The organism is Capsulimonas sp., from assembly GCF_039929585.1.
Classification (GTDB): domain Bacteria; phylum Armatimonadota; class Armatimonadia; order Armatimonadales; family Capsulimonadaceae; genus Capsulimonas.
On the sequence record NZ_JBDSQY010000021.1, the window covers coordinates 1 to 13,632 of the forward strand.

At 61.8% G+C, this 13,632-nt stretch carries 14 protein-coding genes; 9 read left to right on the forward strand and 5 right to left on the reverse strand.

Annotated features, from left to right (window positions below; all coding sequences use genetic code 11):
• The 4 genes from ABIZ35_RS00955 to ABIZ35_RS00970 form a co-directional block, all read right to left on the reverse strand.
• Positions 1-340, reverse strand: a 340-nt coding sequence (locus ABIZ35_RS00955) for an RNA-binding protein (protein WP_348218002.1), incomplete at its 3' end; no start/stop codon positions are given.
• Positions 341-595: 255 nt separating this feature from the next.
• Positions 596-1,282 carry a hemolysin III family protein gene (locus ABIZ35_RS00960; RefSeq protein WP_348218003.1) on the reverse strand — a complete coding sequence of 229 codons (687 nt, stop codon included), beginning with the start codon at positions 1,280-1,282 and terminating at the stop codon, positions 596-598.
• Positions 1,261-2,409, reverse strand: a complete 1,149-nt coding sequence (locus ABIZ35_RS00965; protein WP_348218004.1) for an alpha/beta fold hydrolase — start codon at positions 2,407-2,409, stop codon at positions 1,261-1,263. The genes ABIZ35_RS00960 and ABIZ35_RS00965 overlap by 22 nt, the downstream gene beginning before the upstream one ends.
• Entirely contained in the window at positions 2,406-3,134 is a 729-nt protein-coding gene (locus ABIZ35_RS00970) for a hypothetical protein (protein WP_348218005.1), read from the reverse strand. The genes ABIZ35_RS00965 and ABIZ35_RS00970 overlap by 4 nt, the downstream gene beginning before the upstream one ends.
• 123 nt (positions 3,135-3,257) lie before the next feature.
• Here ABIZ35_RS00970 and ABIZ35_RS00975 point away from each other — a divergent pair, with 123 nt between their 5' ends.
• The 9 genes from ABIZ35_RS00975 (at position 3,258) to ABIZ35_RS01015 (ending at position 12,999) form a co-directional block, all read left to right on the forward strand.
• Entirely contained in the window at positions 3,258-4,049 is a 792-nt protein-coding gene (locus tag ABIZ35_RS00975; protein WP_348218006.1) for a rhomboid family intramembrane serine protease, read from the forward strand.
• Positions 4,050-4,295: 246 nt separating this feature from the next.
• Positions 4,296-6,287 carry a DUF5693 family protein gene (locus tag ABIZ35_RS00980; RefSeq protein WP_348218007.1) on the forward strand — a complete coding sequence of 664 codons (1,992 nt, stop codon included), beginning with the start codon at positions 4,296-4,298 and terminating at the stop codon, positions 6,285-6,287.
• Entirely contained in the window at positions 6,284-7,408 is a 1,125-nt protein-coding gene (csaB, locus tag ABIZ35_RS00985) for a polysaccharide pyruvyl transferase CsaB (protein WP_348218008.1), read from the forward strand. The genes ABIZ35_RS00980 and csaB overlap by 4 nt, the downstream gene beginning before the upstream one ends.
• Positions 7,409-7,417: 9 nt before the next feature.
• Positions 7,418-8,863, forward strand: a complete 1,446-nt coding sequence (locus tag ABIZ35_RS00990; protein ID WP_348218009.1) for a carboxypeptidase regulatory-like domain-containing protein — start codon at positions 7,418-7,420, stop codon at positions 8,861-8,863.
• Positions 8,864-8,984: 121 nt separating this feature from the next.
• The gene (locus tag ABIZ35_RS00995; RefSeq protein ID WP_348218010.1) at positions 8,985-9,275 is read left to right on the forward strand and encodes a LuxR C-terminal-related transcriptional regulator; all 291 of its coding nucleotides are present in this window, start codon (positions 8,985-8,987) and stop codon (positions 9,273-9,275) included.
• A gap of 192 nt (positions 9,276-9,467) precedes the next feature.
• Positions 9,468-10,232, forward strand: a complete 765-nt coding sequence (locus tag ABIZ35_RS01000) for an ABC transporter ATP-binding protein (protein ID WP_348218011.1) — start codon at positions 9,468-9,470, stop codon at positions 10,230-10,232.
• On the forward strand, positions 10,229-11,236 hold the full coding sequence (locus tag ABIZ35_RS01005; RefSeq protein WP_348218012.1) for a tetratricopeptide repeat protein: 1,008 nt from the start codon (positions 10,229-10,231) through the stop codon (positions 11,234-11,236). The genes ABIZ35_RS01000 and ABIZ35_RS01005 overlap by 4 nt, the downstream gene beginning before the upstream one ends.
• 238 nt (positions 11,237-11,474) lie before the next feature.
• Positions 11,475-12,674, forward strand: a complete 1,200-nt coding sequence (locus ABIZ35_RS01010; RefSeq protein ID WP_348218013.1) for a CAP domain-containing protein — start codon at positions 11,475-11,477, stop codon at positions 12,672-12,674.
• A 79-nt stretch (positions 12,675-12,753) separates the two neighbouring features.
• Positions 12,754-12,999: a hypothetical protein gene (locus tag ABIZ35_RS01015; protein WP_348218014.1), complete on the forward strand. Its 246-nt coding sequence runs from the start codon at positions 12,754-12,756 to the stop codon at positions 12,997-12,999.
• Position 13,000: 1 nt separating this feature from the next.
• On the opposite strand, the gene tnpA is transcribed toward ABIZ35_RS01015, so the two are convergent.
• Positions 13,001-13,414, reverse strand: coding sequence for an IS200/IS605 family transposase (tnpA, locus tag ABIZ35_RS01020; protein WP_348218015.1), 414 nt, complete (start codon positions 13,412-13,414; stop codon positions 13,001-13,003).
• Positions 13,415-13,632 lie beyond the last annotated feature (218 nt).

A 13,632-nucleotide genomic window follows, 5' to 3' on the forward strand; every position in this document is an offset into this window, starting at 1 on the left:
CACCGCCACCGCCGCTGCCGCCACGGCTGCCGCCGCCACCGCCGCCATAACCACCGCCGCTGCCGCCACGGCTGCCGCCGCCGCCGCCGCCTTCGCGGGGCTTGGACTCGTTGACGGTCAGGGCGCGATTGCCGACGGTCTTGCCGTTCATCGCGGTGATCGCCTGCTGAGCCTCATCTTCGCTCGCCATTTCGACGAAGCCGAAGCCGCGGGACTGGCCCGTGTAGCGGTCGGTCACGACCTGGGCGCTGACGACGTTGCCGATCTCGGCGAACATATCGTTCAGTTCCTGGTCGGTGGTCTGATAGCTCAAATTGCCTACGTAAAGTTTGGTCGCCATTCGAATGGCTCCTTTCGAAACACGGATCGCGTAATGCGAGAGAGTGATATACTGGCCTTGATCGGACGTAGCAAGACGGCCTGTTGTGAAAGTCTCGGGACTCGATCCGCGGAGCGAAAGGGCCGGGGCGTCACAGATTCGGGCAGCAAGTTGAACCGTAAAAAGGCAATCGAGACTAGCCCCGATATCGCACACAGTATACCACGCGAAAGAACAATTGAAACCACCAATTTTTCGCCGAATTTCCCAGCATTTCTAGGAGGTCACAAATCGCGCCATCATGACGAAATGGCAGGCGCTCCCACCGAGAACGAACAGATGCCAGAGGTCATGCGCGCTGAACTTTCCGGGCAGCAAATGAGGCCGGTCCAGCGCGAACACCACCGCGCCCAGCGTATAGATCACGCCGCCCGCGATGAGCCAGTCCACGATGCCCGGCGGCAGCGACGAACGCAGCCGCGCGAGCGCCAGCGTGATCAGCCAGCCCATGATAATATAGAGCGCCACGCGCACCCAATCGGGCGCCGATTTCCAGAAAAGCGTCGCGCAGATCCCCAGCACGGCGAGACCGTACTCGACGCCCAAAATCGCCCATCCCCGCCATCCGCCCAGCATCAACAAACAAACCGGCGTATAGGTCCCCGCAATCAGAAGATAGATCGCCGTATGGTCGAACCGCATCAATCGGTCGGCGTAGCGCGGGGGGACGCGCAGCAGATGATAAAGCGCGCTGGCGGTGTAAAGCAAAATGAGCGTTGAGCCGTAGATCGAGTAGCTGACCACGTGGACGGGACGGCCCCGCGCAAGCGCCACCAAAATCACCAGCGCCGCGATCGACAGCAGCGCGCCCAGCCCATGCGACAGGCCGCTGAACGGCTCGCGCATGGGGTTGACGCGTTTCGTCTTTTTTGGCTCCGTGTTTATAAGTTCGTTTTCAGCCATGCTTGTATCTTCGGGACCATCTCGGCCATCGGCGGGATATGCCCGGCGTTATCATACCAATCAATAGTAACGTGATTATTCGCGGGGACAGTCGCCTGATCGTAGAACGCCTGCGCGGCGGTGGCGGGGATGATATTGTCCAGTCGTCCACACTCCATCAGCACGGCGCGCGGCGCGATGTGGGCCGCGAAGGTCAGAGGCTCGGTCGGCGCCAGGATAATGCGCGCCAAGTTCCAGTCCAATCCCTTCAATTGCGTCATCGAGCGGCCGCCCACAACGGCGTCGCGTGACGAAAGGGCCTTTAAGATCGCCACCAGATCGCCACCGCCGGACACCAGCACGGACGCCTTGATCCGCGTATCCACGCCCGCCGCGACCGACCCGAGCAGCGCGCCGAGGGAAAAACCCATCAGCCCCACCCGCTTGGGATCGACATCGGCGCGCTTCGTCATCAGGTCGATGCCCCGGCGCACGTCCAGCACCGTCTGACGCCCGCCGCCGATCATATCCATATTGAACTGCGGCGGCGCCGGAGTCCCATCGGCGTTCTTCGGCGCCCGCTCGCCATGCCCGTACTCATCGATGATCAGTGACGCATACCCGCTCGCCGCCGCCAGTTGCCCCAGCGGCGCCAGCTGCTCTTTATTCCCGCCCAGCCCATGAAGCAGCATGAGACACGGAACCGGAGCCGTCTTGCTCGCCGTGTTAGGCAGATACAAAACCGCCGGCACACGGATATCGTTGACGCTGCGATAGGTCAGAGTGACGGCGCGGCCGCCGGTGAATTTGGTCGTCTTGCCGAACTTGGCCGCCAGCGGCTGTTTGTCGTCGTATTTGTAGAGCGGCAACGCCGAGCCGTAAGCTCGCTCGCGGTCGACGGCGGGGGCGACGGTTTGGGCGAATGTGGGGAACGCTGTGAACAAGAATGCGAGGGCGAGTATGGCGACAAACGTTTGAGCGCCGCGTCCAGACGCCCCCCGGCCCCCACGGGGGGTGCAGACCATAAATTTGTTGACGTGCCGAGATTTAATTCCAAGCGCGCCTTCGACAATATGGTTTTCACCCCCCGTGGGGGCCGGGGGGCATCCGGGAATACGAGAAGGCCGAAACTGCTGCAATACGCTCATACAATACTCCTCAAAATCGCCTGCAACCGATCGTAATCTTCCGACAAAAACCCCGCCAGCGTCTTCCCGGCTCTGAGTAAAAACGCCTGCTCGTTCAATTGCGCCGGAGCGGCCTGACGCAGGCACGCCGAGACGAGTTCGTCCGTGGGCGCGCCGCCGAGAGCGCCGGAGCCGTTCAGGAGACCGCGCAGGAAGGAGAGGTCGCCAGTCAAGACTCGGACTTCTTCGTCCGTACACGGGTAGACACGGCTGTGGACGCGCGGCGAGCGCGGCGGCAGGTGCCGACGCAGGCCCTTGTCGCCGTCGCTGTAGGCGATCAGCAGGCCCGAGAACTCCGTGCGCAGAAGCTCGAAGATCTGCGGCTGCTGCGCGCGCAGCTCTTCTTCGTCCTCATATCCCAGCGCCGATGGGCGGCGCCCCTGCTCCAGCGACGCCGTCTCCGACCCAAACACCAGCGCATAGACTGCTGGCGGAAGAATGGCGTCCTTCGTTGGAAGCTCCGCGCCCATGGGCAGCGCGAAGGGGTCCGGCTCGTCTTCGTCCGAAGTCAGGAGAGCCTGGGGAGCGACAACGGCGGCCTTGGGTTTACCGATCTTCACGAACGAGCCGAACGGCGGCGGGTCGTAAAGCTTGGGAATGATCTCGCGCGGGACTTCGAGACACTGCGCGACAAACGTCGTCGTCGATGTCTCCACAATCTCGCCGATAGGGCCTTCGGCGCTCATAAATTCTGGGCCTTTCTCGCGGGGAATTGCACGAATACTCCTATTATAGCCTACCAAGCCCCCCATGCTCGCAATTGACACCGGAAACTCCGCTATGCTAGAATGCCCGGTGGAGATTCTGTTTTGATCCCGCTGCGCGACAACCAACCCACGGAGAAATTCCCGGCCGTCACGATCGCGCTGATCGCGCTCAATATCGTGATGTTCCTCGCGCAATGGCAGCTTCCCCTCGACCAGTCCCTGGCGGCCGTTCCGTTTGAGATCACGCACCATATCGATCTTGTGGGACGTTTGCCGTTGTCGGAATCCGGACATTTCTTGATGCGTGGACAGCACGCCGCCCACGTTCTTCCCTACGGCGTTAGCCCCCACCCGCTCTGGATCACGATCTTTACCTCCATGTTCATGCACGGCGGGCTGATGCATCTGGGCGGCAACATGCTGTTTCTGTGGGTGTTCGGCAACAATATCGAGGACGCGCTGGGACGCGCCCGGTTTGTTTTCTTCTATCTCACCTGCGGCCTCGCGGCGACCGTACTTCAAATCGCGACGGACCCGAACTCCCTTATTCCCGTCGTGGGGGCGTCCGGCGCGATCGCGGGCGTGCTGGCGGCTTACTATCTGCTGTACCCCAGCGCGCGCGTGCTGACTCTGGTCCCCATCAGTTGGTTCGGGTTCTTTGTCGAGCTGCGCGCCGGCTGGGTGCTGGCCTTCTGGTTCGCGCTCCAGCTCTATCAAGGACTGTTCGGAATTGGTATGGAGCGCGCCGGAGGCGTCGCGACATTCGCCCATATCGGCGGATTCCTGATGGGCCTTTTGCTGATCCATCTCTTTGGCGGCCGCCGCCTCGCCCGCAGGCAAAGCCGGCGGGCGGAAATGTTCACCGCCCCTCCCACCGAACGGGGCTATTCGTAACCAGAGGCGGCGAATGAATTCGCAGCTAAAAGTACGGTCGTCCACCTGCGTGGACTTCAGAGCCTACGGCACAGATAACAAATGCCTGCGGCGCTTGGTCTGAACCCGCGAAGGCGGGTGACTGTACTTGTAGGCGCGAATTCATTCGCTGGCCTCTGACAGGCAAACGCAAAAAATCGATTGAACACGGTACTAGCATAAAGAACGGCGGCCGACGCTGCTACTTCAATTTTCGAGAGCCATCCATTGTCAAAAAACAAGATCCTGATTCTGCTGATCCTCGTAGGCGTCGCCGCCGCCGGCGTCACTTTCACGCACCGCCTTCAAGCTGAAGCGCGCAACAAGCGCGTGGAGATCGTGGTGGACTGGGCGGACGCACAGCAGCTCGCCAACACCACGAGCCTGCCGATCGACAACGTCCTCACACAGCTGCACCACGCGGGCGACGTCACCGATGGACCGCACAAACGCGAAGCGGGCGTCACGACGATCGCCGTGAGCGAGGACACACTGGAATCGCTGCGCGGCAACGGCGTGCTCAGCTATCGCCGGGTCGCTAACAATACAATCCTGACCTTCACGTCCGGCTTCGCCGATCAGCAGCAGCGGGTGGAGGAGGCGTTTCAGTACAAGACAAAGCTCAAAGTCACGAAGCTGCCGGACGGTTCCATTCAAGTCGGCGCCCCCTGGGGACAGTTTAACGGTCTGCCGATCGGCCTGGACGACAACGTCGTCCAAACGGTCCGGCGCAACCACTTGCTCGTCGCGCCCCGTCTTCTCAACTATACGGGCGTCACGCCGCAAAGCATTGCATGGGAGCTGGAAAAGGTCAAGCAGCAGTGCGGCGACGGCGTGGGGCCGCTGATCTTCTCCGGTTCGGCCGTGCTCGGCAACCGGCCGCTGATTATGGCGACCGCCGACGCGATCCACACGACCGGCTTCACCTACGGCAGCGTCGAATTCGCCAAGACGCTCGGCGACGCCGACCTTTCCCGCATGGCGGCGGACCATCTGGTGCGCGTCCACAGCATCGGCAACGATGAAATGGGAACGATGGATGAGCCGACCGCGCAGGAGCGCTTCGTGCGCGCCGCGAAAGAACGAAATATTCGAGTCTGCTACGTCCGTCTCTTCACCAATGGACTGACACGCGAACCAGATGTCATCACGGCGAACACGCAGTTCATCGGCAAGATCGTGGATGGGCTTTATGAGGCGAAGCTTACGGTCGCCGGCCCGGCGCATCCGTACGCCGACGATCCCACGCCGCCCCGTCTCCTGCGCCTGCTGATGGCCCTGGGCGTGGCGGGAGGCCTGCTGCTGCTGCTGCGCGCGTTCACGGGAATTGCGGGCAAGGCGTTCGCCATTGCCGCCGCCGGGGCGCTGCTGCTCTGCCTGGGACTGGCCTGGCCGGAAACCTCCATGAAGGGCCGGGAGATCCTGGCGCTGCTTGCGGCCTGTCTCTTCCCCGCGCTCGGCCTCTGCGTCATTCCCGTGCGGGTTCTGACGCAAGCCGACGGCAAGTCGACGTCCTCGGCGCTACTGCTGGCGTTCGGCGAATACGCCCGAATCACGTTCTCGACTTTGGCCGGGGTTCTGCTGGTCGTCGGTCTGCTCTCGGGCCGCATCTTCTTATTGAAGATCGATCAGTTTCTGGGCGTCAAAGCCGTCCTGGTCGTTCCCGTCCTGCTGGTGGCGGTTTACTATGGCCTCAAGCTCTCCCAGTTTGATCTCAGCGAGCCGTGGGGCGTACGCCGCGATCACGTCCTGGCGCAGCTGCGCGCGCTCGCCGCGCAGCCGCTGCTGCTCGGTCAGGTCGTGCTGGGGATCGTCACGCTGGTGGCGCTGGCGCTGTTCGTCGCCCGCAGCGGTAACGACCCCGGCGTCGGCGTCTCCGCCAGTGAACTGAAGATGCGGGCGCTGCTCGACAAGTACCTGCTGGTCCGTCCGCGCACCAAGGAGTTCCTGCTCGGGCACCCCGCCCTCTTCTTCGCCCTCGCGGCGGCGGCGGCCGGCCGGTTCAAGAAGCTGATCCTTCCGCTGCTGGTCGCCGGCGCCGTCGGGCAATCGTCGCTGCTGGACACCTTCTGCCACCTGCACACGCCGCTGCTGCTTTCCAGTCTGCGCGGCCTGATCGGCTGGGCGCTGGGCGCGATTATCGGCGCAATTCTGTACGCCGCGATCGTCGCCGTTGCTCGCCGTCAGGAAGCCGCGCAGGCGGCTCGGAGCGCGTCTTGAGCGCCCGAGGCCGGCGCATCGCGCTGTCAGGCTATTACGGCTTCGCCAACGCGGGCGACGAGGCGGTCCTCGCCGGACTGATCCAGTCGCTGCGCGCGGCCGGCGGCCCCGAGCTGGAGATCGACGCGCTCAGCATCAATCCGGGTGAAACGGCGGCCACCCACGGCGTGACCGCCAGCCACCGTTACCAAGTCAAGGATCTGATGACCTCGCTGCGCCGCACGGACTTATTATTGTCCGGCGGTGGAAGCCTTTTACAAGACGTCACCAGCGCGCACGGGATCTTTTATTATCTTGGCGTCGTTCGCCTTGCCCAGATTCTGGGTAAAAAGACGATGTTTATCGCGCAGGGGATCGGGCCTTTGATTCGGCCGCGCTCGCGCCAGATGGTTGCGTCCGTCGCCAACCGCCTGAACGCCATCACCGTGCGCGACGAAGAATCCCTTGCCTTATTGCGTGAAATCGGCGTGCGCCGTCCACCGATGGAAGTCACCGCCGACCCCGCCCTATTGCTCACGGCAAAATCCTCCCCCAGGATTGGGGGGCAGGGGGGCCGAGGCGGGAATGGGGGCCAGATTTCCGTGTCCCTGCGCCCCTGGACCCAGAGCGCCGAATCGCTTCCGGAAATGGTCGCGCGGGCCTGCGCGGCGGGCGCCCCGGGGGCGGGCGTGACAGCCGTGGCGATGCAGCCGCAATCTGATTTCGCGCCCATGGAACAGTTCGCGCGGGAATGGCGTCAGACTAGCGACCAACAGGCCGTTTCTCTTCCAGCGTCCGCCGATGCGCCGCTGCCGCTGCCCGATCTGCTGCGCGCCATTGGCGGCAGTCAAATGATCGTCGGCATGCGCCTGCACGCGCTGATACTCGCGGCGGCGGCAGGCGTTCCCTCGGCGGCCCTGTCGTACGACCCTAAAGTGGGCGCGTTCATGCGCTCCACGGGACAGGGCGACGCCGTTCTGGATGTCCGGACCGCCGGACAAGCTGCGCTGGACGACATGATCGCGCGCGTCTGGCGCGAGCGCGACGTTCGGTCGGAACGTCTTCATGATGTTCTGCCGCGCCTGCGCGCGGCGGCGATGCGAAATGCGGAAACGGCGCTGGATCTCATTCAACCAAGGTAGGATCAACCCATGTCTTCATTCAACCACTCACGACTGATGGTTCTCGGCGCCGCGACCGTGCTTTTGGCCGGCTGCGGCGGAGGAGGCGGTTCGGACGACGGCTTTCCGGGCGGCGGCTCGGATCCTCACACGAGCGTCCTGATCGGCAAAGTTGTCGGCACGGACGGCGGCCCGATCCCCGGCGCGACTGTCACCTTCGACAGCGGCGGTCAGGCGACGACGCTTTCGCAGGGCGGCTTCCAGATTACGGATCTCGCGCGCGGCGTCCATCGCATCTCCGCACGCACGACCGTGGACGGCGTTTCCTACACCGGAAGCACCCAGGTGCTGACCACCCAGGACACCACCACATCGAACGCCATCGTTCAGGTTTCCCCGACTAACCAGCAGTTCACGATCTCCGGATCGGTGACGGACAACTTCGGCCGATCGCTGCGCGACGCGCGCGTTTTCGTCGCGGTCCCGGTCACGGCCCCCACCAGCAACGGCGACGTACAATCCTTAGTGGCCTTCACGGACACCAGCGGCAACTACCAGATTCGTAACGTTCCGAAGACAAACCCGAATTACAACGTCGCGGCGTCGCTGCTCGGGTTCCAGAACATCGTACGGGGCATGGGACCACTCACCGTCGGTCAGACCAATGTCACGCAGAACTTCACGCTGCAGCAGTCGACCAATCAAAGCACGCTGACGCCGCAGCTCTTGTCCGCGCAGTCTTTCACGCAGCCCTCCAGCGTTCTGACCCCGAGCGTCCGCAGCGGCGCCGAGGCGCACGCCAAATCCACTGGCGGCGTTTATGAGAAGATTCGGCGCGCCCTGAACCCGGCTTACGCGCAGGCGGTCTCCAGCCTGCATCCGGCGCTCCAGATCAAATCGCTGCGCACACAGAGCCATCTGGCGGGCTTTGGCAGCTACGCTATCTCGGTGGATCTGTTCTTCAATGAGAATGCACGCAACAGCCTGTCGGGCTTCCGTGTCTACCGAGGCGACGGCAACGCGGCGCTCACGGCCTATGATTTCCTTCAGGATCCTCTGGCGAACAGCTTCACGGACCTCTCCCCGTCGTACTTCGCCGACCAGTCGTACAAATTCGCCCTCAGCGCCGTCAACACGGACAGCACCGAGACCGCACTGTCGGCGACGAGCACAGTCGTGCCGCTCAGTCAGATGATCCTCACGCAGCCGATCCAGGGAAGCACGATCAACAATCCGCTGACGGTAAGCTGGCAGGGAGTGAACGGCGCGGATTCATACGCGGTGTTCATTTACAATGAGTATCCGACGGACGGTTCCGTCCCGATCGTTCAAAATACGAACCTCGGCGCGGCGGTGCGCACCTTTACGCCTTCGGGAACGTTCACGACTGGCGATTACTGGGTAGTGGCGGCGGCCTCGGCGGACGCCGGCACGGAGATCAGCGTGAGCCAGATTACACGCGTTCACGTGCGTTAATTTCAGATCAATCTCAAGAGCGCCCTATCATACCACGATGCCCGGTAAATTTACAGGTAAAGATTTTTCCGGGCATCGCCATAATGAATACCGGAGGCGGCAAGCGAAAGGAGCGAGTTCTATGGCAGCTATGTCTGTCCCCACGAACACCGTTTTAGCCCAGCAATCCCCGGTAGTCGGTGACGATCAACAGAACGTCAAGTTGACCAAGCGCGAGATTGAAGTACTAACACACGTGATCCAGGGGAAATCAAGTCGGGAAGTCGCGGATGCTCTCTTTGTCAGCAAGCGCACGGTGGATTTCCACCTGGCGAATGTCTATGATAAACTGCACGTCAGCAACCGGGTGCAGGCGTTCCGCCGCGCAACCCGTCTCGGACTGATCCCGTACGAAGCCCAGTTCGCCGACTGACGATCTCGTCTTTCGTCGTATTCAGGCAATCATCGATCGCAAGCCGCAGGCAAACCCAAAAAAAACCGGGGGGGAGACGAAAGTCTTCCCCCCGATTTTTGTGTGTGCCCTTATGCTATAATAGACCTACCCCGGCGCTTCGCGCCGGGGTAGGTCATATGCGGCAAGCCATGTGCATTTTGGAGAAAACGATTGATCGAGGCCGTGGGTCTGACGAAAACTTATGAGGGCGGCGTGCGCGCGGTAGATGCGCTGACGCTGTCCGTGCCGGCCGGGGAGCTGTTCGGGTTTCTGGGGCCGAACGGCGCGGGAAAAACGACGACGATTAAGATGCTGGTGGGGCTGCTGTCGCCCACGAGCGGCTCGGCGCGCGTGGCGGGGTACGATCTGCAAAAGCAGTCGCGTGAGGCGAAGCAGCAGATCGGGTATATCCCGGACAATCCGTTTCTTTATGAGAAGCTGACCGGGCGCGAGTTTTTGGACTTTATCGCCGATCTTTACGGGATGCCGCCGGGACGGGCGCGCGCCGAGGAGATCGATCGGCTTTTGATCATGATGGACCTGGCCGGTAAGGGCGACCAGCTGATCGGCAGCTTTTCGCGCGGCATGCGGCAGAAGATGGCCATGGCCTCCGCGCTCCTGCATGAGCCGAAAGCGCTGTTTTTGGACGAGCCCACCGTCGGTCTCGATCCCAGCAGCATCCGCCGACTGAAGGATATTTTGCGGAATTTGTGCCGCGAGCGCGGCGTCGCCGTCTTTCTCTCCACGCACACGCTGGAGGTGGCGGCCGAAATTTGCGACCGTGTCGGAGTCTTCCATCGCGGCAAGCTTGTGGCGCTGGGCAGTCCCGCTGAGCTGACAAACGATTCGGCGCTGGGGCGTCTGGAGGATGTGTTCCTCGCTCTCACCGAATCGGCCGCCGCAGTCAGCGCATCCAGTGAAACGGAACTCTCATGAACACCAAACGATTCACATTCGTGTCCGCCGTCCTCGCCGCGCTCGCACTGACGGGATGCAGTCCGGATGTCCAGACAAACGCCAATATCAACGCGAACCTGCGAGAAGCGCGGCGGCAAGCCCGGATCGGCAAGACCGATGAAGCCCGTGTCTGGGTAGATCGCGCGATCAAACTCGACCCTACGAACCGGAAAACCTATATCGACGGCTTGCAGGACCAGTCGCCGATGGGTCAGGTATTCGGAACCGCGGAGCCGCCGCTCAGCATCCTTGGGATCTTCGACGAGACGGGTGATGACGCCACACTGGTCGCGTACATGCGCGACGCCACGAACAAATTCCCGGACAGTATCCCCGCCTGGACCGGTCTGATCCAGGCGGAGGACCGGCTGGGACAGACAGCGCAAAAAGTTCAGGACGCCAAGAAGATGGCTGCGGAGATCGAAAAAACGCTCCCAAAGAAAATCGACGGAACGATCCTCACGGCGCTTGGCCAGGCTTACTACGACGCCGGCGATGAGGTCAACGGCGAAAAGAACATGCGCCGGGCGATCGCCACCTACCCGACCAACCCCGAGCCGCAAAACGCGCTGGCGTATCACTATGCCGTCACCAACAACAAAGCGCACCTGTCGGAAGCCCTCGGCCTGGCGAACCAGGCGATCAAGCTGACAAAGACGCAGGCCGAGGGCGTCGACCAGGTGATCATGGATAAAGTCCTGGCCGCTCCGCTCGATACGCTGGGCTGGGTGCAGTATCGGCAGGGGGATTACAAGAACGCGCTGGCGAACTTGATGGACGCCGCCGCCGGGATGCCGGATGAATCGGAAATCCGCTTCCATCTCGGCATGGTTTATCTGGCGATGGGAGACAAATTCGCCGCCCGCACGGAGCTGCGCCACGCAATCCTGCTCCACCCCGATTACGTGGAAGCCGAGGAGCAGGCGAATCTCCTGCAGAATGTCCCGCCGCCCCCGCCGAACCCCGCGGACAGCGAAGAATAAAAAGAGAAGACCGCCAGAAATATTTCTTGCGGGGCTCAATGTTTCACGGTCGCCCGCTAAAGTTGGAGTATAATAGGACAGCGATTCAAGCATGCAGCCGATAAGTTTACGCTCGGATGGTTATACACGAAATATCCGTAAGACCAGTCCTTGTGCGGCGTGATCGCGTTCCCGTTATGTTTCTTACGTTGGGTGAACGCCGGCCATGCCAAGCACGCCGTTCAAGGAATTGTGTCGGTTGAGCAGAATATCTCGAAAAAGTCTCATCGGGTCAAGCATCGTTCTGTCCGCGCTGCTGCTGGACGCATTCGCGCCAGCCGCGATGGGGGCGGAATGCGCCGCCTATCCTCCCAGCCCCAGCGGCAAAATTCTCATCTCACACCCTAGCATCGTCTGGCGCGTCGTGCCCAAAGGCGAGGCGAAGATCACCAAAGTCACCCTCTCCATCAATGACAAGGATGTGTCCGCGCAGTTCGACCTCGGGAAGTCCGCCGTTTTGGCGCAGCCGGAGGCGGACCTTAAGCCCGGACCATATACGGTCAAGTGCACTCTGTACTTCAGCGATGACTGCACGATCGACCAGGAGTGGTCGTTTGTCGTCGCCGAGGGAGCGGTGTCGTCCATGCCGGCCGCGACGGCCGATCAGCAGGAAGCGCTGAGCGTGGTCAATGACATCCGCAAATTTATCTCCCTGCCGCCCTTCGTTCTCAACGCCAGCCTCTGCGCGGCCGCAGTGGACCATACGAAGTACATGGAGGGTCACAAAGAGTTCGGGCACACGGAGCAGCCGACGCTGACAGGCTTCACGGGGAAGACACCCGGCGACCGCGCGTCCGCGCACGGGTATCCGTATACCAGCTATGAGAACGTGAGCAGCGGCATCATCTCCTTCAGCGACTCGATCCTGGATCTCTTCGACGCCCCCTATCACCGCACGCCGTTCCTGCAGCCCGGGCCCGGCGATTTCGGCTCCGCCACCAGCGGAGACAAGACAACCCTGGAGTTTGGGGTCGCCGGGAAACAAGGAACGGTCTTTTATCCTTTCGACGGCCAGAGCGACGTTCCGGTTCAGTGGTCCGCGCCGGAATCGCCCGATCCACTGCGCATTTGGAGCGCGACGAAACCCGTCGGCTACATCATCACACTGTTCCACTTCAGCCCGGATGGTGAGAAGATCACCATCAGTTCCGCCACCCTGCAAATGGAGGGGGGCGTTTCCGTACCCTGTTTCATCAACACGCCCGCCAACGATAGCGCGCTCACCAATGGCGTCCTGGTGATCCCGCAGCACCCGCTCAAACCAAAAACAACCTATCTGGTGAATATCACCGCCGCAACCGCGAGCGGCGAAGATATTTCGCAAAAGTGGAAGTTCACCACCCGCTCAGGCTCTGGCCCTGAACTTGCCCGCGGCACCCTGCGCCCCACCAGCAAATAACCATCGCCGCAGCTGCAACCTTTTCCATCCCTTCGTGTCTCATCTTTCAACGATACACGACGATCGAGGAGAATGTCCCATGCCGCGCCGCGAAGTCCGCCGCCCATCCCGCTCCAAGAATGAACGCTACGGATGCTTCAATCGTATCATGGATTTCTTCCTGATCGATTTCGTGCTCAACGTGCTTTTTGAAATCGGATGCTCCAGCTGCCTGGGCCTGATCGTCTCGGTGTGCCTCGCCGCCGTCCTGCTCGCGCACGGCGCCTCTCACATGATCGCCCATCGCCCCCTGGCGCTCGCCTGGAGGCCGGTACGAGTGTTTTAGATTACGTCGGCGACAGCTCCATGGCGGCATCCACGCTGCCCGAGGCGTGACGCACGCGCTGGCTCCGGATATAATCCGTCAGCTTCTCGACATCGCTTTGAGACACCGTAAACGCGGCGTACGCGGCGGCCCACCGAAATCGGGCGCCCGGCGGAAGCGATTGGGCGATATGCTGCGCGGAGGCGGCTTTGAGATGCACCGCGATATGGTCAATAGGAATGGTGCTGGGAATGCGCGCCAGGACGTGGATGTGATCGTCCGTCCCTCCGACCGCAAGCGCGTCGACGCTCATCTGCGCCGCGATCTCCTGGATGACTTCATACAGCCGCGCCTCATCCAGATCCGCAAGGATTGGCTCCGCGCCCCAAGTACTCCATATCAAATGGACATACAGCTCAGTCTTCTTTGTCCGCATCTGCTCATTGTACCTGCCCTGCTTTGAAACGACCGAATCACAAATTGACACCCAATATCACAGTTACCCAATTGACCCGATGGTGTTATTGACTGATGTTACGCAGTCTGTGGCGCAGCGAGTCGCTCCACTGGCATATTGCGCAACTGCTCGTGCGCACTTTTGACGGCCTGAGCATAGAGCCGCGTCTTGAGCGCAAAATGGCTCAGATGTGTCTT

What these genes read in the sequence shown, in the direction of transcription:
- ABIZ35_RS00965 (WP_348218004.1), bottom strand. Translation starts at nt 2,409, where the DNA reads ATGAGCGTATTGCAGCAGTTTCGGCCTTCTCGTATTCCCGGATGCCCC.
- ABIZ35_RS00970 (WP_348218005.1), bottom strand. Translation starts at nt 3,134, where the DNA reads ATGAGCGCCGAAGGCCCTATCGGCGAGATTGTGGAGACATCGACGACG.
- ABIZ35_RS01015 (WP_348218014.1), top strand. Translation starts at nt 12,754, where the DNA reads ATGCCGCGCCGCGAAGTCCGCCGCCCATCCCGCTCCAAGAATGAACGC.
- ABIZ35_RS01005 (WP_348218012.1), top strand. Translation starts at nt 10,229, where the DNA reads ATGAACACCAAACGATTCACATTCGTGTCCGCCGTCCTCGCCGCGCTC.
- ABIZ35_RS00960 (WP_348218003.1), bottom strand. Translation starts at nt 1,282, where the DNA reads ATGGCTGAAAACGAACTTATAAACACGGAGCCAAAAAAGACGAAACGC.
- tnpA (WP_348218015.1), bottom strand. Translation starts at nt 13,414, where the DNA reads ATGCGGACAAAGAAGACTGAGCTGTATGTCCATTTGATATGGAGTACT.
- ABIZ35_RS00995 (WP_348218010.1), top strand. Translation starts at nt 8,985, where the DNA reads ATGGCAGCTATGTCTGTCCCCACGAACACCGTTTTAGCCCAGCAATCC.
- ABIZ35_RS00990 (WP_348218009.1), top strand. Translation starts at nt 7,418, where the DNA reads ATGTCTTCATTCAACCACTCACGACTGATGGTTCTCGGCGCCGCGACC.